At 72.4% G+C, this 20,930-nt stretch carries 20 protein-coding genes; 3 read left to right on the forward strand and 17 right to left on the reverse strand.

The window, feature by feature from the left end:
• Positions 1–35: 35 nt before the first annotated feature.
• Positions 36–1,220 (forward strand): CPBP family intramembrane glutamic endopeptidase, encoded by a 1,185-nt coding sequence (locus ACK2IS_RS10365; protein WP_409483252.1) that lies wholly within the window; start codon positions 36–38, stop codon positions 1,218–1,220.
• A 13-nt stretch (positions 1,221–1,233) separates the two neighbouring features.
• On the opposite strand, the gene ACK2IS_RS10370 is transcribed toward ACK2IS_RS10365, so the two are convergent.
• Positions 1,234–2,061, reverse strand: coding sequence for a M14 family zinc carboxypeptidase (locus ACK2IS_RS10370; RefSeq protein ID WP_409483253.1), 828 nt, complete (start codon positions 2,059–2,061; stop codon positions 1,234–1,236).
• Positions 2,062–2,179: 118 nt separating this feature from the next.
• On the opposite strand from ACK2IS_RS10370, the gene ACK2IS_RS10375 reads away from it, so the two are divergent.
• A complete protein-coding gene (locus ACK2IS_RS10375) occupies positions 2,180–2,968 on the forward strand; it encodes an ABC transporter permease (RefSeq protein WP_409483254.1) in 789 nt (262 codons plus the stop codon).
• A 43-nt stretch (positions 2,969–3,011) separates the two neighbouring features.
• Here the strand turns inward: ACK2IS_RS10375 and ACK2IS_RS10380 are convergent, their stop codons facing one another.
• From ACK2IS_RS10380 to dnaE, 6 genes are all read right to left on the reverse strand, one after another.
• Positions 3,012–3,236, reverse strand: a complete 225-nt coding sequence (locus ACK2IS_RS10380) for a hypothetical protein (protein WP_409483255.1) — start codon at positions 3,234–3,236, stop codon at positions 3,012–3,014.
• Complete coding sequence (locus tag ACK2IS_RS10385; RefSeq protein ID WP_409483256.1) at positions 3,233–4,240, reverse strand: SPFH domain-containing protein; 1,008 nt, start codon at positions 4,238–4,240, stop codon at positions 3,233–3,235. Before ACK2IS_RS10385 ends, ACK2IS_RS10380 begins: the two co-directional genes overlap by 4 nt.
• Before the next feature lie 118 nt (positions 4,241–4,358).
• Positions 4,359–4,925: a hypothetical protein gene (locus ACK2IS_RS10390; RefSeq protein ID WP_409483257.1), complete on the reverse strand. Its 567-nt coding sequence runs from the start codon at positions 4,923–4,925 to the stop codon at positions 4,359–4,361.
• A gap of 86 nt (positions 4,926–5,011) precedes the next feature.
• Positions 5,012–5,857: a shikimate 5-dehydrogenase gene (locus ACK2IS_RS10395; RefSeq protein ID WP_409483258.1), complete on the reverse strand. Its 846-nt coding sequence runs from the start codon at positions 5,855–5,857 to the stop codon at positions 5,012–5,014.
• A complete protein-coding gene (locus ACK2IS_RS10400; RefSeq protein ID WP_409483259.1) occupies positions 5,854–8,010 on the reverse strand; it encodes a S9 family peptidase in 2,157 nt (718 codons plus the stop codon). The genes ACK2IS_RS10395 and ACK2IS_RS10400 overlap by 4 nt, the downstream gene beginning before the upstream one ends.
• A gap of 105 nt (positions 8,011–8,115) precedes the next feature.
• Entirely contained in the window at positions 8,116–11,676 is a 3,561-nt protein-coding gene (gene dnaE / locus ACK2IS_RS10405; protein WP_409483260.1) for a DNA polymerase III subunit alpha, read from the reverse strand.
• Positions 11,677–11,892: 216 nt separating this feature from the next.
• Between dnaE and ACK2IS_RS10410 the strand changes: the two genes are divergently transcribed.
• A complete protein-coding gene (locus tag ACK2IS_RS10410; RefSeq protein ID WP_409483261.1) occupies positions 11,893–12,759 on the forward strand; it encodes a hypothetical protein in 867 nt (288 codons plus the stop codon).
• A gap of 10 nt (positions 12,760–12,769) precedes the next feature.
• On the opposite strand, the gene ACK2IS_RS10415 is transcribed toward ACK2IS_RS10410, so the two are convergent.
• From ACK2IS_RS10415 to ACK2IS_RS10460, 10 genes are all read right to left on the reverse strand, one after another.
• The gene (locus ACK2IS_RS10415; protein ID WP_409483262.1) at positions 12,770–13,702 is read right to left on the reverse strand and encodes an RluA family pseudouridine synthase; all 933 of its coding nucleotides are present in this window, start codon (positions 13,700–13,702) and stop codon (positions 12,770–12,772) included.
• A complete protein-coding gene (gene lspA, locus ACK2IS_RS10420; RefSeq protein WP_409483263.1) occupies positions 13,695–14,273 on the reverse strand; it encodes a signal peptidase II in 579 nt (192 codons plus the stop codon). Before lspA ends, ACK2IS_RS10415 begins: the two co-directional genes overlap by 8 nt.
• Entirely contained in the window at positions 14,270–14,695 is a 426-nt protein-coding gene (locus ACK2IS_RS10425) for a TraR/DksA family transcriptional regulator (RefSeq protein ID WP_409483264.1), read from the reverse strand. Before ACK2IS_RS10425 ends, lspA begins: the two co-directional genes overlap by 4 nt.
• Positions 14,696–14,919: 224 nt before the next feature.
• Positions 14,920–15,855 carry a DivIVA domain-containing protein gene (locus ACK2IS_RS10430; RefSeq protein ID WP_409483265.1) on the reverse strand — a complete coding sequence of 312 codons (936 nt, stop codon included), beginning with the start codon at positions 15,853–15,855 and terminating at the stop codon, positions 14,920–14,922.
• 68 nt (positions 15,856–15,923) lie between these two features.
• Entirely contained in the window at positions 15,924–16,208 is a 285-nt protein-coding gene (locus ACK2IS_RS10435) for a YggT family protein (protein WP_409483266.1), read from the reverse strand.
• 96 nt (positions 16,209–16,304) lie between these two features.
• A complete protein-coding gene (locus tag ACK2IS_RS10440) occupies positions 16,305–16,889 on the reverse strand; it encodes a cell division protein SepF (RefSeq protein WP_409483267.1) in 585 nt (194 codons plus the stop codon).
• A gap of 42 nt (positions 16,890–16,931) precedes the next feature.
• Positions 16,932–17,708 (reverse strand): YggS family pyridoxal phosphate-dependent enzyme, encoded by a 777-nt coding sequence (locus ACK2IS_RS10445; protein WP_409483268.1) that lies wholly within the window; start codon positions 17,706–17,708, stop codon positions 16,932–16,934.
• Positions 17,705–18,448, reverse strand: coding sequence for a peptidoglycan editing factor PgeF (gene pgeF, locus ACK2IS_RS10450; RefSeq protein WP_409483269.1), 744 nt, complete (start codon positions 18,446–18,448; stop codon positions 17,705–17,707). The genes ACK2IS_RS10445 and pgeF overlap by 4 nt, the downstream gene beginning before the upstream one ends.
• A gap of 135 nt (positions 18,449–18,583) precedes the next feature.
• Positions 18,584–19,933 carry a cell division protein FtsZ gene (ftsZ, locus tag ACK2IS_RS10455; RefSeq protein ID WP_409483270.1) on the reverse strand — a complete coding sequence of 450 codons (1,350 nt, stop codon included), beginning with the start codon at positions 19,931–19,933 and terminating at the stop codon, positions 18,584–18,586.
• A 255-nt stretch (positions 19,934–20,188) separates the two neighbouring features.
• Positions 20,189–20,914 (reverse strand): cell division protein FtsQ/DivIB, encoded by a 726-nt coding sequence (locus tag ACK2IS_RS10460; RefSeq protein ID WP_409483271.1) that lies wholly within the window; start codon positions 20,912–20,914, stop codon positions 20,189–20,191.
• Positions 20,915–20,930 lie beyond the last annotated feature (16 nt).

Genomic DNA, 20,930 nt, shown 5'->3' on the forward strand with positions numbered 1-20,930 from the left:
ACGGTCTGTCGGACCCCTCGGTCACAATGGGCCCCATGTCCTGCGTCGCTCCCCCGCCGCCCGGCTGGGCACCCGGCCCCCTGCCGTCCCCGGCCGGCCCTCCCCGGACCCCCGACCTGCCGCCGCGGGCGGTGGACTACCCGCAGGTGCTGCGCGGGCCACGACACCGCTGGTGGCGGCCGCTCGCGTCTTTCGTGGTGATGGTGCTGTCCTTCGTGCTCGTCAGCATCGTGGGCTGGGCCGTGGCCCTCGGGGTGGTGGCCGCGACCGGCGGCGACCCGGAGCACTGGCTGCAGGACGCGGGTTCGATCACCTCCGAGCCGGGGGGCTTCCTGGTCACCAACCTCACGCTGGCGGCGCTGGTGCCGTGCGCCGCGTTCGCCGTCTGGCTGGGCCACGGGGTCCCCGGGCGCTACCTGTCCTCGGTGACCGGGCGCTTCCGCTGGCGGTGGTTCGCGCGCTGCCTGCTGGTGCTCGTGCCGCTCTGGGCGCTGTATGTCGGGCTGGGGACCGCGGCGGACCCGCCGCCCGCCGGACGCCCCCAGCAGTGGGTGGTGCTCCTGCTCGTCATGGTGCTGACCACGCCGCTGCAGTGCGCGGGCGAGGAGTTCGCCTTCCGCGGGTGGATCCTGCAGAGCCTCGGCTCCTGGGCCCGGCACCGCTGGGTCGCCCTGGTCCTGCCGACCGTCGCCTCGTGCCTGCTCTTCGGTCTCGCCCACGGCAGCATGGACCCCTGGGTGATGGCCGACCTGTCGATCTTCGCCGTCACCGCCTGCCTGATGACCTGGCGGACCGGCGGCCTGGAGGCGGCGATCGCGCTGCACTGCGCCAACAACATGCTGGTGATGGGGATCTCGCTGGTGCTCGGCGGCTTCGACGAGGGTTTCATCGACCAGGGCACGACGAGCTCGCCGGCCGCGCTGGTCCCCTCGCTGGTGATGATGCCGATCGCCTACGCCCTCGTCGCCTGGCAGGCGCGGCGGGCGGGCATCCGGCGCCGCACCGAGCCGCAGATCCCTCCCCCGCCCCTCGTCTGGCTGCCGGAGGCCACGCCCGGTCCGGCGACACCTCCCACGACGTCGCCCAAGGTCCTGCCGTCGCAAGAAGCCGTCCCCTCGCAGGAAGCCGTCCCCTCCCAGGGGACGCCGACTCCGCCGCCGTCCGGCCCGCCCGCTCCCCCTGCAGGGCCGGACCGGACGACGGGAACCGGGTGGGACTGAGGCCCACCCGGGTCTAGCGGGTGCCCCCGACCGACCGGAGCACCCCGTCCGAGGCGCGCGACAGCTGCGCGCGGGAGGGTGAGCGACCCCACTCCACGGTGATCGCCGCACCCCGGTGCCGGGCGTTGAACCACTGCGTCATCGTGCCGTGGCAGCCGCCCGAGCAGGCGAAGGACTTCCTGGCCAGCCCCAGCTGACGGGACAGCCGGTCGGCCAGGGCCCGGTCCTTGAGGGCATAGGTGTCCACGCCGTCGAAGGGCTGGTGCAGGCTGACGACGTAGCGCGGGTCGGTGCGGTCCAGGAAGGACATCAAGGCACGGGTCTCCGGCTCGGACGCCGGCCCGCGGCCGGCCCGCAGCACCCGCGAGCTCCAGGCCGTCGGGAAGTTGCGGTTGAGATCCACGCCGACAGCGTTGTAGCGCGAACCCCGGGCCCAGCCATCAGGGTTGACGTACTCCACGACCCACAGGTCCACGCCCCTGACCGGACGACCGGTGCGCAGGCCGTTCACCACCCAGTGGTTCATCCGCTCGTTGCCGTGCATGGTGGCGACCACGGCGACCACGGGCCTGCCGGGCTCCCCCAGCCGGTAGGCGTAGATCGGGCGGCCCTGGCGGGTGCGACCGATGACGCGGGTCTCGCGGACCGGCCCGGCGACCGCCGCGAGAGCGGGCCTGGCCGCGCCCTGCCGCGCGGCGACGGAGGCCATCGACCGGATGGCCGTCTGCTGGGCACCGGCTCGCCGGGCGGGACTGCCGGACGCCTGGGCACCGGCCGCGGCCGGGAGGGCGAGGGCCGCGACGACGGCAGCGGCAACGGTGGTGCGGGCGACGAAGGACATGCATCCCTCCCAGGACGTTCGATGAAGGCAGTCACCTGATGATGACCATGATTGATCTCGGAGTGACCGAAGGGCCGTCCTCACGCCCCCTGCCACCCGAACGCGCCACCGTGGTCTGATGGAGCCCGTGACCACCGGCTCCTCGCTCGTCTCCGTCGCCACGACCGCCGACGTCGTCAGGCTGGTGACGGTCGTCCTGCTCCTCACCCTCGCCGCGGCGGCGGTCCACCGCTGGGGGCACCTCGGCCACACCGGCGCCACCGTCACCGCGGCCGCCCGGGCCACCCTCCAGCTCGCGGCCGTCGGGATGCTGATCGCCGCGGTGCTGCGCTCGTGGTGGTTGACCCTGGCCTTCGTCGCCCTCATGCTCGCCGTGGCCTCGACGACCGCCGGCAGGCGCGTCATACCGCAGGGAGGCACCTGGTGGACCGTGCTCCCGGTCTGCGCGGCAGCCGTCCCGGTCGGCGCGGCGCTCGCGGCGTCCGGCCTGATCCCGCTGCGTCCCGTCGCGATCGTGCCCGTCCTCGGCATCCTCATCGGCAACGCGATGACCGCGACCACCCTGGCCGGCAAGCGCACCCTGGACGCGCTGCGGCAGCGGCACGGCGAGTTCGAGGCGGCCTTGTCGCTGGGGCTGCCCGACCGGGACGCAGCACTGCTCGTGGGCCGCGACGACGCCGCGCTCGCCCTGGTCCCTGGGCTGGACCAGACCCGCACCGTCGGGCTGGTGACGCTGCCGGGCGCCTTCGTCGGCACCCTCCTCGGCGGCGCGTCCCCGCTCGAGGCGGCCGCGGTGCAGCTCGTCGTCCTCGCGGCCCTGCTGCTCGTCCAGGCGCTCGCCGTCGTCGTGACGGTCGAGCTCGTGGCCCGGGGGCGGGTCGGTGCCTACGGCCGACGGACGCGGTGAGCCACCAGGCGATCTCGACCGTCCAGCGCGACCCGGCTCCGGGTCAGCCCTCGGCCGGCGGGCGCCCGCGGCGCGGGAGCGGCCCGGCGTCCTGAGGCATCCGACCCGCCTTGCGCAGGGCCTCCCGCAGCACCATCTCGACCTGCGCGTTGACGCTGCGCAGGTCGTCGGCCGCCCAGCGGGCGAGGGCGTCGTGGACGGCGGGGTCCAGACGCAGGAGCATCTGCCTGCGCCCGGCCCCGCCGCGCCGCTCGCGTGGCGGCGTCACTGGTAGAGCGACCCCGTGTTGACCACGGGCGTCGCCCGCGACTCGCCGCAGAGCACGACGAGCAGGTTGGAGACCATGGCGGCCTTGCGCTCGTCGTCCAGCTCGACGATGTCCTGCTGCTCGAGGCGGGCCAGGGCCATGTCGACCATGCCGACCGCACCCTCGACGATGCGCGCGCGGGCCGCGACGATGGCCGAGGCCTGCTGGCGCTGCAGCATCGCCTGGGCGATCTCGGGGGCATAGGCCAGGTGGGAGATGCGGACCTCGACGATCTCGACGCCGGCGACCGCGACGCGCTCGGCCACCTCGCGGGCCAGCTCGCCGGACACGACGTCGGTGGACCCGCGCAGCGACTCGACCGCGCCCTCGACCTCGTCGGGGGCGTCGTAGGGGTGGGAGATCGCCACGTGCCGCAGCGCCGACTCGGACTGCACCCGGACGAAGTTGTCGTAGGACTCCACCGAGAAGCACGCCCGGGCGGTGTCCGCGACCTGCCAGACGACGATGGCGGCGATCTCGACGGGGTTGCCGTCGGCGTCGTTGACCTTGAGCGTGTTGGTCTCGAAGTTGTTGACCCGCACCGACACCCGCCGCTTGCTGGTGAACGGAAGCACCATGGTCAGGCCGGCGCGGCGGGCGGTGCCGACATACCTGCCGAAGAACTGGATCACCGCGGTCTGGCCGGGCTGGATGACGACCACCGAGCTGGCGACGACCGCCCCGAGGAGCATGAGCAGCACCCCGAGGACGAAGGGGGTCGCCGTGGCGGATCCGACGTCGGCGGCCTGCTTGGCCCCCAGGGCGACGCAGGTCATGCCGCCGACCAGCAGCAGGAGCGCCAGCGCGAGCGCCAGGAACCCGTCCATGGCGAAGGCCGGTCGCTCGTTGACCCCGACCCGTGCGCCCTGGTGTCCGACGGGCCTGGTGGACGGCGGCGCCTGGATCGGGTCCACGGTGTCGTCGCTGCGGTCGACCGGTCCGCCGGGCGTGTGCTGGGTGCTCATGCTCTCCCCCTGGGGTGCGTCAGAATGTGACATCTAAGTGATATCACTTTTCTGACGCGGGCGGGAGCCCACGGGTTCCCTCCGGTATGCCGGCAGGTCCGACCGGCGCGGCGAGCTCTCAGACGCTCCAGGAGATCCGGTCGACCAGCATGGCGATCGGCTCGGGCAGCTCCTCGCGGGTCAGCGCCGCGGCCAGCACCCCCGCCACCCGCTCCTTGCGCGCGGCCGGGGTGCGGGTGAAGCGCCGCACCTGCTCGTCCAGCTCCAGGTCGCGCCACGCCGGCTGGATCTGCAGCGCCTCGAGCTTGCCGCCGAGCGGGGACCGTCGGATCGCCTCGACGGCGCGCGGGGTGCCCAGCGCGCGCAGCAGCTCGTCCTCCAGGTCGGCCTCGCAGACGAAGAAGCCGTAGGCCGGCAGGTCGGTGGCGTCGGCGGCCGGGCAGCCGTCCGCCGCGAGCGCGGCCATCACGTGCCGGACCTCGCCCGCGTCGCACATCCCGACCACCTCCGCCTCCGGGCGCAGCTGGCGGATCTCGGCGAGGACCCGGCCGACGTTGGTGACCCCCTGCAGGTCGACCAGGTCGACCGCGGCGAGGTCGACGCCGGCGGTGGTGAGGGCGGCACGGATGGCGGCGATGTCGGAGACGCCCTCGAGGAGGACGACGAGGGCAGGCTGATCAGGCATGGCGCCACCCTAGGCAGCAGGCAGGCCGGGGGTCACCTCGGACGTCCCGTCGGGTCGCCCCGGCAGCCGGCGACCGGTCGCGCAGGTCAGGCCTCGCGGGAGAACTCCGAGGCCCGGCGCACCTGCTCGGCGGTGGGGCGGACCCCGGTGTAGAGCGCGAACTGCTCGGCCGCCTGCAGGGCGATCACCTCGGCCCCGGTGATCACCTCACGGCCCAGCTCGCGGGCGAGCGTCACCAGCGGCGTCTCGGAGGGGAAGGCCACCACGTCGAAGACCACCTCGGCGGCCTCGACGACCTCCCGGGGAGCGGACAGCTCGCCCTCCCCGGACCCGCCGGCCATGCCCACGGGAGTCGCGTTGAGCACCAGTCCGGGGGCGAGCCCGTCGAGCGACGGCGCCCAGGTGTGGCCGTAGCGGGACGCGAGGGCCGGGCCGGTCCCAGGGTTGCGGGCCACGACGTGCCCCGAGGAGAAGCCCGCGTCGGTGAGCGCGGCGACCGCGGCCTTCGCCATACCGCCCGAGCCGAGCACGGCGAACGGTAGCGACCGCGGCACCTCGTGGGCGTCGAGCAGCGAGCGGATCGCGAGGTAGTCGGTGTTGTAGGCCACCAGGCGTCCGTCGTCGTTGACGATGGTGTTGACCGACTCGATGGCGGCGGCGGACGGGGTCATCTCGTCGACGAGCGCGATCACGTCCTCCTTCCACGGCATCGAGACCGCGCAGCCGCGGATCCCCAGGCCGCGCACCCCGGCGACGGCGTCGCGGATGTCGGTGGCCGTGAAGGCCTTGTAGACGTAGTCCAGCCCGAGCTCCGCATAGAGGTAGTTGTGAAACCTGGTGCCGATGTTGGACGGTCGCCCGGACAGCGAGATGCACAGCCGGGTGTCGCGGCAGATCCGCACGGCCACCCGCGGGTCGGGCGCCGCGGTCATCGGGTCACCCCCGCCTGGGTCATCAGCCAGGCCCACTCGAAGGCCGCCTGCCGCCAGGCGTCGTAGCGCCCGGAGACGCCGCCGTGGCCGGCCACCATCTCGGTCTGCAGCAGGACGGGCCGCTCGGCCGGGTCGTTGGTGACGGTCTCGCGCAGCCGGGCGACCCACTTGGCGGGCTCGACGTAGAACACCCGGGTGTCGTTGAGCGAGGTGGTCGCCAGGATCGAGGGATAGCGGCGCGGGGCGACGTTCTCGTAGGGCGAGTAGCTGCGCAGGTAGCGGTAGACCTCGGGGTCGTGCAGCGGGTCGCCCCACTCCTCCCACTCGCCCACCGTCAGCGGCAGCGAGGGGTCGAGGATGGTGGTCAGGGCGTCCACGAAGGGCACCTGGGCGTGCAGCGCGCGGAACAGGTCCGGGGCGATGTTGGCGACGGCCCCGATCAGCAGACCGCCGGCCGAGCCGCCCTCGGCGACGAGCCGGTCCGGGGCCACCCACCCGGTCTGCACCAGGTGCTCGCCGCAGGCGACGAAGTCGGTGAAGGTGTTGCGCTTGGTGAGGGTCTTGCCCTGGTCGTACCACGCGCGTCCCATCTCGCCGCCGCCGCGCACGTGCGCCAGGGCCCAGACGAAGCCGCGGTCGAGCAGGCTGAACCGCAGGAAGGAGAACCACGGGTCCGTGCAGGCCTCGTAGGAGCCGTAGGCGTAGAGCATCCCGGGGTGCGTGCCGTCGGGCCGGGTGTCCTTGCGGTAGACCAGCGAGATCGGCACCCGGGTGCCGTCCGGCGCGATCGCCCACTCGCGCCGCTGCTCGTAGGCGTCCAGGTCCACCCCGCCGAGCACCTCGGTGCGCTTGCGCAGGGTCCGCCCGAGGGTGGCCAGGTCCACGTCGTAGACGCACGGCGGGGTGACCAGCGACTGGTAGGAGATCCGCAGCCAGGTCGCGTCGTAGTCGAGGTTGTCGCCGGGGTGCACGGTGTAGATCGGCTCGTCGAACTCCAGCGGCCGCGGTGCGGCCAGCTCGTCGGGCCGGGGGCGGTCCAGCACCGACAGGGCGGTGAGCCCGTCCTTGCGCATCGCGACGACGGCGTATGCCGAGAAGGCCTCCACCCCGACCACCCGCTCCCCCTCGCCCGGGGTGAGGATGGTTCGCCACTGATCCCGGCTCGTGGCGTCGGTGGGTGCCACGGCCAGCTCGAAGTCCTGGTGGGTGGCGTTGTGGGTGATCAGCAGCACCTCGCCGGCGGGCTCGACGTCGTACTCCACGCCCTCCTCGCGGGGGGCGACCAGCCGCGGGGTCGCGTCGGGGTCGGCCGAGTCGATGAGCCAGGTCTCCGAGGTGGTCTTGGACCCGGTGGCGATGACGATCCAGCGGTCGTCGCGGCTGGACCCGACCCCCACCCAGAAGCGCTCGTCGGTCTCGTCGTGGACCAGCACGTCCTGCTCGACGGGGGTCCCGATCTCGTGCCGCCAGACCTGGAACTGGCGCCAGGCGTCGTCGTTGCGGGTGTAGTAGACCTGCCGCCCGTCCAGGGAGAAGACCAGGCCGTAGCCGATCCCGGTCACCTGGTCGTCGATGATCCGCCCGACCACGCCGGTGACCGTGGGATCGGTGGGCACCTCGGTGATGACCAGGTCGTAGCGCTCGTCGCCCGTGGTGTCCACGGCGTACGCGAACCGGGTGCCGTCGTGGCTGACGTCGGTGGACCCGACGCCGAAGAACTCGTGGCCCTGCGCCAGGGCGGGCCCGTCCAGGAGCACCTGCTCCCCCTCGGGCGGGGCGCCGTCGACGAGCTGCGGGGGCGGCCCGGGGACCCCGTCGGGGGTGTCGGCCACGACGACCCGGCACTCGCGCGCGTACTGCTCGCCCTCGGTGGTCCGCGAGTAGTACCACCATCCGCGGTAGGCCACCGGCACCGACAGGTCGGTCTCCTGGACCCGCGCCTTCAGCTCCTCGAAGATCGCCCGGCGCAAGGGCTCCTGGTCGGCGGTCATCGCGGCGGTGTAGGCGTTCTCGGCCTCCAGGTGGGCGATGACCTCCGGCGAGGACTTGTCCCGCAGCCACTCGTAGGGGTCGGACACGCTCTCCCCGTGGTGGGTGCGGGTCGTCTCCACCCGGCGGGCGCGCGGGGGCTCGGGCAAGGATGCGGAGGTCACGGACGAACGCTAGTCGATGGACCAGCCGGACGGCGGCACCGACGTCACGCCGGCCCGCACCCGGCGCAGCAGCCCCTCGCCGGTCGGCTCGCCGCCGCCGCGGAGTCAGCCCGCGTCGAGGCAGGCCGGGCCGAGCAGGGCCTTGAGGTCGCCGAAGAGCGCCGAGGTGGGATCCACGTGCGGCTCCAGCCGCATCACCACCTCGCGGCCGGGCTGGGTGAGCTTGACCTGCACCTCCGTCGTGCCGGGGTGGTTGAGCAGGACGTCCTTGAGGCGCTCGGCGATCCCGGTGGTGGCGCGCACCGTCGGCAGCGTGAGCAGCACCGGCCCGCGCGGCCCCTCGACCAGGTCCGGCAGGTGCAGGTCCTGGGCGTAGATCGAGGTGGACTCGTCCCGCTTGTTGACCCGGCCACGCACCACCACCACCGCGTCCGGTGCCAGCACCGTCGAGACCGTCATGTACGTCGAGGGGAAGAACAGGCACTCGATCGCGCCGTCGAGGTCCTCCACCGTGGCGATCGCCCAGAGGTCACCCTTCTTGGTGCGCTTGAGCTGCAGCCCGGTGATCAGGCCGGCGATGGTGACCGTGGCCCCGTCGGGCTTGCCGTCCTCGGTGTTGAGCGCGGCGATGGAGGTGTCCGCGTGCTGGTGCAGGACGTGCTCGATCCCGAAGAGCGGGTGGTCCGAGACGTACAGCCCGAGCATCTCCCGCTCGTACTGCAGGGTCACCTGCTTGTCCCAGCCGTGGGTCGGCACCGGCGGCAGTCCCGCGAAGGCATCGGCCCCACCGGCGTCCTCCTCCTCGCCGGGCATCCCGAAGGCCGCGAACAGCGAGTCCTGGCCGGCGGCCTCGCGACGCTTGACGTCCACGAGGGCCTCGACATACCTCTCGTGCACCTCGACCAGGCCCCGGCGTGTCTCCCCCAGCGAGTCGAAGGCGCCGGCCTTGATCAGCGACTCGATGGTGCGCTTGTTGCACACGACGGCGGGCACCTTGTTGAGGAAGTCCTTGAAGGACGTGAAGGCGCCCTTCTCCTCGCGGGCCCTGACGATCTCCACCACCACGTTGGCGCCGACGTTGCGGATCGCCTCCAGGCCGAAGCGGATGTCGTCGCCGACGGCGGCGAAGAAGCCGATCGAGTCGTTGACGTCCGGCGGCAGCACCTGGATGCCCATGTGCCGGCACTCGTTGAGGTACAGCGCCGACTTGTCCTTGTCGTCGCGCACGCTCGTCAGCAGGGCCGCCATGTACTCCGCGCGGTAGTTGGCCTTGAGATAGCCGGTCCAGTACGACACCACGCCGTAGGCCGCGGTGTGCGCCTTGTTGAAGGCGTAGTCGGAGAAGGGCAGCAGGATGCTCCAGAGCTTCTCGACCGCCTCCGTGGAGAAGCCGTTGTCGAGCATGCCCTTCTCGAAGTTGACGTACTCGGCGTCCAGCACCTCCTTCTTCTTCTTGCCCATGGCGCGGCGCAGCAGGTCGGCGTTGCCGAGGGTGTAGCCCGCGAGCTTCTGGGCGATCTCCATGACCTGCTCCTGATAGATGATCAGGCCGTAGGTCATCTTGAGGATCGGCTCGAGCGCCTCGGTCAGCTCGGGGTGGATGTAGTCCACCTGTTGCTTGCCGTTCTTGCGCAGCGCGAAGTTGGTGTGCGCGTTGGCGCCCATGGGACCCGGGCGGTAGAGCGCGAGGGCGGCGGAGATGTCCTCGAAGTTGTCCGGCTGCATGAGCCGCAGCAGGGAGCGCATGCCGCCGCCGTCGAGCTGGAAGACCCCGAGGGTGTCACCGCGGGCGAGCAGGTCGTACGTCGCCTTGTCGGTCATGTCCTTGGACAGGGCGTCCAGGTCGAGGGTCTCGCCGCGGTTCATCTCGACGTTCTTGATGGCGTCGTCGAGGATCGTCAGGTTGCGCAGCCCCAGGAAGTCCATCTTGACCAGGCCGAGCGACTCGCAGCTCGGGTAGTCGAACTGGGTGATGATCTGGCCGTCGGCCTCGCGGCGCATGATCGGGATGACGTCGATCAGCGGCTCGCTGGACATGATGACGCCGGCGGCGTGCACACCCCACTGCCGCTTCAGGCCTTCCAGCCCCCGGGCGGTCCCCACCACCTCCTGGGCGACGGGGTCGGAGTCGTGCAGCGCGCGGAAGTCCGCCGCCTCGGCATACCTCTTGTGCTCGGGGTCGAAGATCCCGGACAGCGGGATGCCCTTGCCCATGACGTCCGGGGGCATGGCCTTGGTCAGCCGCTCGCCCACGGCGAAGGGATGACCGAGCACGCGCCCGGCGTCCTTGACGGCCTGCTTGGCCTTGATGGTGCCGTAGGTGACGATCTGCGCGACGCGCTCCGCGCCGTACTTCTCGGTGACGTACTTGATCACCTCGCCACGCCGACGCTCGTCGAAGTCGACGTCGAAGTCGGGCATCGACTTGCGCTCGGGGTTGAGGAAGCGCTCGAAGATCAGACCGTGCGGCACCGGGTCCAGGTCGGTGATCCGCATGGCGTAGGCGCACATCGAGCCGGCGCCGGAGCCACGGCCCGGACCCACCCGGATGCCGTTCTCCTTGGCCCAGTTGATGAAGTCGGCGACGACGAGGAAGTAACCCGGGTAGCCCTTGCCGATGATGACCTCGCACTCGTACTGCGCCTGCTTGCGGGCGTAGTCCGGCACCCCCTCCGGGAAGCGGGCGTGCAGGCCGGTCTCGACCTCCTTGACGAACCAGCTGGTCTCGTCCTCCCCCGGCGGGCAGGGGAAGCGCGGCATGAACTGCCCCTCCCCCTCGTGGAAGGAGATGTCGCACATCTCGGCGATGCGCAGCGTGTTGTCGCAGGCCTCGGGGACCTCGCGCCACAGGTGTCGCATCTCCTCGGGGGACTTGAGGTAGAAGTCGTCGGCGTCGAACTTGAACCGGTTGGGGTCCATCAGCGTCGACCCGGACTGCACACACAGCAGCGCCGCGTGCGCCTTGGCGTCGGCGGCGTCGGTGTAGTGCAGGTCGTTGGTGGCGACGAACGGCAGGTCCAGCTCCTTGGCCAGCCGGAAGAGGTCTTTCTGCACCCGCCGCTCGATGTCGAGCCCGTGGTCCATCAGCTCGCAGTAGAAGCTGTCCCGCCCGAAGATGTCCCGGAAGTCGCTCGCGGCCTGCCTCGCCTCGGCGTACTGGCCCAGACGCAGCCGGGTCTGGATCTCCCCCGACGGGCACCCCGTCGTGGCGATGATCCCCTTGCCGTAGGTCTCCAGCAGCTCGCGGTCCATGCGCGGCTTGAAGTAGTAGCCCTCCAGCGACGCCAGCGAGCACATCCGGAAGAGGTTGTGCATGCCCTCGTTGTCGCGCGCCCACATCGTCATGTGGGTATAGGCGCCGGACCCGGACACGTCGTCGCGGCCGCCGTCGCCGTACTTCACCCGGGTCTTGTCGGTGCGGTGGGTGCCAGGCGTGAGGTAGGCCTCGATCCCGATGACCGGCTTGACGCCGTACCGCGTCGACTTCTTCCAGAACTCGTAGGCCCCGAAGATGAAACCGTGGTCCGTCGTCGCGACGGCGGGCATGCCCATCTCGGAGGCCCGCTGGAAGAGGTCGTCGATCCGCGCCGCACCGTCGAGCATGGAGTACTCGGTGTGGTTGTGCAGGTGGACGAAGGAGCTGCTGGAGGCTGCTGGCGAGGACATCGCGGGCAGTCTACGGCGGCCCGGGGACAGACTTCCCGGCGACGAGCCGGGCAACGCCCGGTGACACCGGCTGCCGTCCGCGGCGAGGAGGGGACCTGCGTCCCGTCCTCTTCCGGCGCGAGGCAGCACGTCGAGCAGGCTGCGCCTCTAGGCTGGAGGGGCGTCACGGGCTGGACCGACGGGGGGAGCACGGACGCAGCCGCGAGAGGACCGCTTGTGACGCCCGACCACATCGACGCACTGCTCGAGCGACGACCCGGCGCGTGGCGCCGACGCCGATCGTGGTGGGTCCTCCTCGTCTTCTTCGGTAGCGGACTCTTCTCGTTCGCCGGGTGGCTGTGGGCCGGCAACATCGCCAGGTCGCGGGACGTCTGGCGCATCGCCAAGGGATGGTCCGCGGCCAGCGCCGCGCTGCTCCTCGTCTCGACGCTCGCCGGCTCCGGCACGGACCGCCACGAGCCGTGGAGCACCCTGCTCTCGATCCTCCTGGTGGCGACCTGGTTCGGCGGGACCGGTCACGCCCTCGTCCTGCGCCACCGGGTGCTCAGGGGCGCAGTGGCGTACGAGGAAGGGCTCCGGACGGCTCTGGGACCAGGCTCCTCGTCCCAGGCACCCCAGGTCACCGCCTCCCCGGCGACCGCCGCACCGTCCGGACCGACGCTGCGGGCCCGGCTGGACCACCTGAGCAGCACCGTCCGCGCCGACACGGCGCGCCTGCCCGAGGACGTGCAGGCGGCGTACGCCCGGGTGCACGCCGGTCTCGCGCCGCTGGCCGAGCGCGTCGAGCGCGACGCGGCCGCCACGGACAGCAGGTTCGTCGTCGGGCGGATCGTCGACGACTACCTCCCGCAGGCGCTGGGGGCGTACGTCGACCTGCCGCCGAGCTTCGCCCGCGCGCACCGGCTGACGAGCGGTCGCACCCCGCACGAGGAGCTGCTCCACCAGCTGCAGCTCGTCGCCACCCAGGTCGACCGGATCGCCGAGTCGGTCTATGCCGGGGACGCCCGCGCCCTGGAGACCCAGACGCGGTTCCTGGAGGACCGGTTCGCCGAGTCCTCCCTGCGGCTGCCCGGGCAGCCGTGAGCGACCGGGCTCAGCCCGCCCGCAGCAGGTCCAGGGAGTGCTGCAGGTCCGGCGGGTACGGCGACTCGAAGCGCACCCACTCACCGCTGCCCGGGTGGGTGAAACCGAGCCGGTGCGCGTGCAGCCACTGCCGGTCCAGGCCGACCTTGCGTGCCAGCACCGGGTCGGCGCCGTAGAGCGGGTCGCCGACGCACGGATGCCGCAGGGCGCTGAAGTGCACCCGGATCTGGTGGGTCCGGCCCGTCTCCAGGTGGACCTCCAGCAGGGACGCGTGCCGCATGGCCTCGAGCACGGCGTAGTGCGTCACCGAGTGACGCCCCTCCTGCCGGACCGCGAACTTCCAGTCGTGGTGGGGGTGTCGACCGATCGGTGCCTCGACGGTGCCCGCCATCGGGTCGGGCAGACCCTGGACCACGGCGTGGTAGACCTTTTCCGGCGTCCGGTCGCGGAAGGCCTGCTTGAGGACGGTGTAGGCCCGCTCGGACTTCGCCACGACCATCAGCCCGGTCGTCCCGACGTCGAGTCGTTGGACGATGCCCTGACGCTCCGCGGCGCCGGAGGTCGTGATGCGGTAGCCCTCGGCCATCAGGCCGGACACCACGTCGGGGCCGTCCCAGCCGACGCTGGGGTGGGCCGCGCAGCCGGCCGGCTTGTCGACCACCACGATCTCGGTGTCGTCGTGGACGATCTGCAGGCCGGGAGCCTCGCGCGGCTCGACGGCCGGGGCGTCCTCGCGCACCGGGTCGGGCAGGGTGACCTCCAGCCACGCACCGGCGGTGACCCGCTCGGACTTGGCGACGGCGGCTCCGTCCACCTGGATCGCACCCTCGCCCGCCAGGTCCGCGGCCTTGGACCGGGACACCCCGAACAGCCGGGCCACGGCGGCGTCGACGCGCTCCCCCTCGAGCCCGTCAGGGACGGGCAGCATGCGGACGTCAGGCACGGGTGGCTCCAGGGCTCGTCGGGGTCGTCGGCCCGCCGTCCGGGCGCGCGGGGGCCGGGTCGGCAGGGTGATCCTGCGGGACAGATCCGTCGTGGCTGATGCCGAGGACGGACAGCAGGGCGATCAGGGCGGCGGCGGCCACGATCGCGATGTCGGCCACGTTGCCGATGAACCAGCCGCCGTAGTCGATGAAGTCGACCACGTGGCCCTGGCCGAAGGACGGTGGGCGGAACAACCTGTCCCACAGGTTGCCGAGAAGACCGCCCAGCACGAGGCCGGCGGCCACCGCCCAGCTCACCGAGACGATGCGGCGGGCGTGCCACCCGACCAGGATCCCGATGGCGACGGCGACCAGCGTGAGCACCCACGTCTGGCCGGAGCCCAGGGAGAAGGCTGCGCCGGAGTTGCGGATCAGCAGCAACCGCAACCACTCACCCACCAGCGGGTGCGGGTCCCCGGGCGTCAGGGTGCGGGTCGCCCACACCTTGCTGCCCTGGTCGGCGGCGAAGGTCAGCACGGAGAGCAGGGCGATGAGGGGCCAGGTGCGGCGCGCCCGGGTCGTCGGGATCAACGCTTCTGCGCGGCCTTGCACGTCACGCACAGGGTGGCCCGCGGGAAGGCCTGGACCCGCAGCTTGGGGATGGTGCCCCCGCATCCCTCGCACACGCCGTGCAGGTCGGACTCGACCCGCTCCAGCGCATGCTCGTACTGCGTCAGGACGTCGCGGGTGTTGGCGGCCATGGCGGCCTCGTGCTCACGCTCGATCGCCTTGGAGCCCACGTCGGCCTGATCGTCGCCGACGATGTCCTGCGTGTCCTGGACCAGGCCGACCAGATCCTCCTGGGCCGCGGCGAGATCGTCGCGCAGCCGGGCGATCTCGGAGCGCAGGGTCTCCTTGAGCTCGGCCACCTCTGCCGGTGACCAGGTGCCGTCGTCACCGGAGACGTCGATGGAACCGGACGTCGTGGACCGCCCTGCGGACTTGCCAGCCATGCTGCCCTCACTGAGATCGAACGGGCCGTCGGGTGCCCCCGCACCGGACGGCTGACGGCGCACAGCCGCGCCGAGGTGTGCACAGGGTAGCCCCTCCGTCACCCGCGGGAAAGCTGGGGCTCCGCCGGTGATGCGCTGAGACGCCCTGGCACGCCGGAGCGGGAGGCACCGTGCGGTGTCCTCCCGCTCCCGGGACGCCGGCAAGACCCGGCGCTGTCGGGCTGTCAGGCGTGGCTCGGGGCCAGGCGCGTGCGCTCGACCTCGTGCAGCTGCGACTTGAGGAAGGTGGAGATGTTGTCGCGATAGGTGGCCTCGAAGGCGCGGAGCGCGGCGACCGCCTGCTCGAGCTGGGCCTTCTCGCCGGCGAGGCCCTGGAGTATCCCCTCGCGCTGCTTGGTCGCCTCGGCGATCAGCGTCTCGTGCTGGGCCGTGCCGTCGGCGATGAGCTTCTTGTGACGCTGCTGGCCCTCGGCGATGAGCTCGTCGTGCCGCAGCTGGGCGGAGCCGACCAGCTCGTCGCGCTTGCGCGAACCCTCGTTGATCATCGCCTCGCGCTGGCTGCGACCCTCGGCCACGAGTCGGTCCTGCTCGGCCTGCCCCTTGGCGACGTGCTCGTCGTGCAGACGCTGGGCCAGCTCGATCAGGCCGGCGGCGCCGGAGGAGTCGTGCGCGGCCGACGGGGCGGCGAGCGGCTGGCGGGGAGCGCTCTGGGCCTTGGTGAGCTCGGAGCGGGTGGCGGCCAGCTCGTTCTCCACCCGCATGAGGCGGTCCCGCAGCTGCCCGGCCTCGGCGCGGGCGGCCGAGGCGTCGTCGCGGGCGGCCACGAGCGCCTGGTCGCTGTGCCCCGCAGCCCCGCGCTCGGCGGCCTCGGCCCGGCGATCGGCGTCGTCGGCGCGCTTGAGCGCGGCCTGGAGCTCGGTCCGGAGCTTGGCGACCTCGGCGCTGCTCTCGCGGCGGCCCTTGGTGGCGACCGGCGCCTGGCCCTTGCTGCGCGCGCACTCCTCGTACTTGCGCTTGTAGTCGTCGCGCTCGGCGATCAGGTCTCGCAGCTCGCTCACGACCTCGTCGAGGAAGTCGTCGACCTCGCGCTCGTCGTAACCCCGACGGAACTGCGTGGCTCCGAAGCTCTTCTTCAGCACGTCATCAGGCGTGAGCGCCATGAGTCTTCCTTTGCGATCGTCCAGGTCGCTTCCGCTTGAGGGCGCGGGCGCGACGGTCGCCCAGCAACCTACACCCTGGCGACAGCCTGCATCAGAGCCACTACCACTAACAGCAGCACCAGGAACGCCAGGTCAAGCGCGATCCCACCTATGCGTAGCGGGGGAATCACTCGGCGTAAGGCCCGCAGCGGAGGGTCGGTGACCGTGCAGATGCCCTCTGCGACCAGCAGGATCACCCCCGTGGGGCGCCAGTCCCGGGCGAGCATCACGACGTATCCGAGCACCATCCGGGCCAGGAGGAGGACCCAGAACAACCACAGGAGGTCGAGGAGCAGGGTCTTGACGACGGCCATCCGGATCCCTTCGGGTGAAACGATTTCGGTCTGGACAACGGGGCAGGCCCGCCGGGTGTTCCCGACGGGCCTGCGTGACGACGCTGGGGCTGCGTGTCAGCTCTGGTTGAAGAAGCCGCGGGTCTCGGTGGGCGTCTCGGACTCCTCGGTGGAGACCTCGACGTCCTGCGGGGTGAGCAGGAAGACCTTGCTCGTGACCCGCTCGATCGAGCCGTTGAGCCCGAACACCAGACCGGCGGCGAAGTCGACGAGCCGCTTGGCGTCGTCGTCGGCCATGTCGCTGAGGTTCATGATGACCGGGATGCCCTCACGGAAGGACTCCCCGATCGTCTTCGCCTCGTTGTAGGTGCGCGGGTGGATGGTGGTGATGCGGTTCATCTGACCGACCTCCGGGTCACGGACGACGCGCGCGACGGGCGTGCGCTGCGGCAGGTGTGCGACGGAGGCATGACGCTCCTCGCGCACGGAGGTGGCACCTCGAGGCTCGTCCTCGGGGCGGGCGGGACCGGTGGGGCTGCGTGACGCGTCGACCAGGTGCGGCTCCGGCCGGGCGGACTCCCGCGGGGCGGCCTCGGAGCCGTGGTCACGCATGGGCTCCCGGTCGTCGTCGTACCTGTCGTCGTACTCGTCGTCCTCGGCCAGCCCGAGGTAGACCATCGCCTGGCGTAGCGCCCCAGCCATCGCGTGCTCCTGATCTGTGGTGGATCGTGGTCAGGAGCGACGCTACCGGGGGACCGGACGGGCCCCCAGGATTGCCGAGCCGACACGCAGGTGTGTCGCTCCGTGACGCACTGCAGCCTCCAGGTCGCCGCTCATCCCCGCCGAGAGCAGGGTCGCCCGAGGGTGTCCGGCACGCAGCCGCTCGGCCGTCAGAGCCAGGCGCGCGAAGGCCTCGTCGGGGTCGGCGCCCAGCGGCGCGACGGCCATCAGACCCCGCAGCTCCAGGTGCGCGGCACCCGACACCAGGTCCGCCAGGGCAGGTATGGCGTCCGGACGAGCGCCACCACGCCCGCTCCTCCCGTCGACGGTGCTCTTCGGGTCCAGGTCGACCTGGAGCAGCACCTCGACGCGACGTCCGGCCTCGGCCGCCGCCCGGTCCAGCGCCGTGACGAGCCGGTCCCGGTCGACGGCGTGGACCAGGTCGGCCAGGCCGACGACCTGGCGGGCCTTGTTGGTCTGCAGCTGCCCGACGAAGTGGACCCGCAACCCGGCCCGCAGCGCCGGGTCCAGCTCGGCGACCTTCGCGGCGGCCTCCTGGGCCTTGTTCTCCCCCACGTCGGTGACCCCCAGGCCGGCGAGCAGCTCGACGTCGGTGGCGGGGAAGAACTTCGTGACCGTGACGAGGGTGACGTCCGCGCGCGGGCGACCCGCGGCGCGGCAGGCCTGCCCGATGCGGTCCTCGACGGCGGCGAGGCGGGCGGCCAGCCCCGTGCGACGGCCCGCCCCGGTGCCCGCAGCGGCGGGCGGCCTCGCCGGCTCGACGTACCGGTCGGGGGTCATGACCGCTCCTCCAGGAGCACGACCCCGCCGAGGCGTCCCGTCGTGCCGGAACGCCGGTAGGAGTAGAACCGGTCGTCCTCGCGGGTGCACCCGGGGACCCAGGTCACCGCGACGTCGAGGGCGGCCAGCTGGGCGACGACGCCCGCGGCGACGTCGATCGCCGGGGTGCCGGTCCAGGTCCGGGCCCCGCTCTCGGGCACCCGGGCGATGGCGTCCTGCTGCATCGGGAGCGGCACCTCGTAGCACCGGCCGCACACGGACGGGCCCACGTGCGCGGTGATCTCGCGGGCCCCCAGCTCCCGCATCGCCTCGACGGTGGCCGGCACCACCCCGGCGAGCATGCCGGGGCGACCGGCGTGGGCGGCGCCGACGACGCCTGCGGACGGGTCGGCCAGCAGCACCGGGGTGCAGTCAGCGACCAGCACGACCAGACCCAGACCAGGGGTGGTGGTGACCAGTCCGTCGGCGCTGCCGGCCGGGCCCCGGCAGGGACCGTCGACGCGAACCACGTCGGCGCCGTGCACCTGGTCGAGCAGGACCAGCCGGTCGACGGGAAGCCCCAGCGCCTCGGCCACCCGGACGCGGTTGGCAGCCACGCGGTCCGGGTCGTCGCCGACGTGGGAGCCCAGGTTGAGACCCGCCCCGCCCGCCGGCGCGGCATACGGACCCTCGCTCACGCCGCCGAGGGCGGCGGTGAAGGCGAGCCGGACGGGACCCTCGTGATGCTGGTGGACGAACACGTCTCCGAGGCTAGCGCGTTCGCCGTGGCCCGCCCGCCCGCACCGCCGGTCGTCCCACTCCCCCGCAGACGACGACGCCCCGACCGGGAGGTCGGGGCGTCGTCACGCTCGGCCGCCGGCGCGCGCCGGCACCGGTCACTTCAGGAAGTCCGGGACGTCCAGGTCGGCGCTGTCGTCGAAGGTCACCTGCCGCGGCGGGCGCTGGGCATGCTCGGTCGGGCGGACCTGCCCCGGGGCGCCGGGCGCCTGCTGGGGCTGCGCGGGCACCTGACCGGGGGCGTGCGGACCCGCCTGGGTCCCCACCGGCTGGGGCAGCTGGCCGGGCTGGACCGGGCGGACGACCGATTGTGCCTGCTGCGGCTCCCCCGCCTGCACCGGGCGCAGCGGCTGCGGCTGCCCCTGGGGCGGGGTCTGCGCCGGGCGCACCGGCTGGGACTGAGCCTGCTGGGGAGCCGCCTGGGCCGGACGAGCGGGCTGGGCGGGAGGCTGGGGGCCACGCTGCTGGGCCGGCGCCGGCTCCTCGCGGCGCGGCTGGGGGTCACCCCCGTCGAAGCCGGCCGCGATGACGGTGACGCGCACCTCGTCGCCGAGGGCGTCGTCGATCACGGAGCCGAAGATGATGTTGGCCTCGGGGTGCGCGGCCTCCTGGACCAGGCGGGCGGCCTCGTTGATCTCGAAGAGCCCGAGGTCCGAACCACCCTGGATGGACAGCAGCACGCCGTAGGCCCCGTCGATGCTCGCCTCGAGCAACGGACTGGAGATCGCGAGCTCGGCGGCCTGGACCGCCCGGTCCTCGCCGCGCGCCGACCCGATGCCCATGAGCGCGGAGCCGGCACCCTGCATGACCGACTTCACGTCGGCGAAGTCGAGGTTGATCAGACCGGGCGTCGTGATCAGGTCGGTGATGCCCTGGACGCCGGACAGGAGGACCTGGTCGGCGCTGCGGAAGGCGTCCAGCATCGAGACGTTGCGGTCGCTGATCGACAGCAGCCGGTCGTTGGGGATGACGATGAGGGTGTCGACCTCCTCGCGCAGGTTGCCGATGCCCGACTCGGCCTGGTTGGCCCGGCGACGACCCTCGAAGGTGAACGGCCGCGTCACCACACCGATGGTCAGGGCGCCGATGCCGCGTGCGATCTTGGCGACCACCGGTGCCCCACCGGTGCCCGTGCCGCCGCCCTCGCCGGCGGTCACGAAGACCATGTCGGCCCCCCGCAGGACCTCCTCGATCTCCTCGGCGTGGTCTTCGGCGGCCCGCTTGCCGACCTCGGGATCGGCGCCGGCGCCGAGTCCGCGGGTGAGCTCACGCCCCACGTCGAGCTTGACGTCGGCGTCGCTCATCAGCAGGGCCTGGGCATCGGTGTTGATCGCGATGAACTCGACCCCCTTGAGGCCGACCTCGATCATCCGGTTGATCGCGTTGACACCGCCGCCGCCGATGCCGACGACCTTGATGACGGCGAGGTAGTTCTGTGGTGCTGCCACGGTGGGGGCCTCTCCTCAGGGGTGCAGCAGGGCTGTCGGGGCCCCCTCCTGGAGGAGGTCAGACCCTCAAGTTAGACTGCAGGGTTATGGTTCTGTTACCGAGCGTTGGGTAAAACGTACGTCGCGCTCCACGGACGGAGCAACCCTTGCCGCGGCGTGTTGCGAGCCGTTCAGAAAGGTGACCTCCGCCCTCAGGTTCAGGTCCACCACGGCGGACTGTACCCAGGTGACGGGGCCGCCGAGCGGCGACACCCCCTATCGCGTGACCGGCAGGTGCGGGGCGCTCACGTCCAGGGTGCCGGGCGCTCGGGGCAGCAGCGCCGCGATGACCTTAACCTTGAGCTGAGGTTCAGATTCGTCTCCCCAGCGGACCCGGGAACGGCCCACCTGGAAGGTCACCATGCTCGGGCCCTCGACCTCCACCGTGCTCACCCGGCCCCGCAGGTCCTCGGGCAGGGCGCGCATCATGGCGACGGCGGCGCGCAGCCCCGGCGCAGGCACCTGCCCCCGGCCGGTCGCCACCGCGACCCCCGAGGGGACCCGGTCGACGGACCGGTAGGCCACACCGTCCTCGTCGACCAGCTGGTAGGACCCGCCGGTCCGCAGGGCCAGGACCGGCCGTCGGGGAGTCACCTTCAGCACCACCGTGGTGGGCCACCGTCGGGCGACCTCGGCCTCGGCGTACAACGGCGAGCTCGTGATCCGGCGGCCGGGACCCTCGAGGTCCAGCCGGGCCAGCGGCACCCCCAGGGGGACGTCCGCCGCCCGCCGCACCTCGTCGGCCTGGGCGCCGGAGACCCCCTGCACCTCGACCTCCTTGACGGTCAGGACCGGGCTGAACCACACGAGGTAGCCGAGCCCACCCAGCAGGGCGAGCGCCAGGAGGACGAGCAGGAGGGTGCGCAGCCGGTCGAGCCGGGCCCGGCGGGCCCGCTCCTCGAAGCGGTTCGCCTCACGGGCCGTCGTCCTGCCCGGTCGCACAGCGGTGCTCCCTCGC

This window comes from Arsenicicoccus dermatophilus (assembly GCF_046267915.1).
GTDB classification, from domain to species: Bacteria; Actinomycetota; Actinomycetes; order Actinomycetales; family Dermatophilaceae; genus Arsenicicoccus; species Arsenicicoccus dermatophilus_A.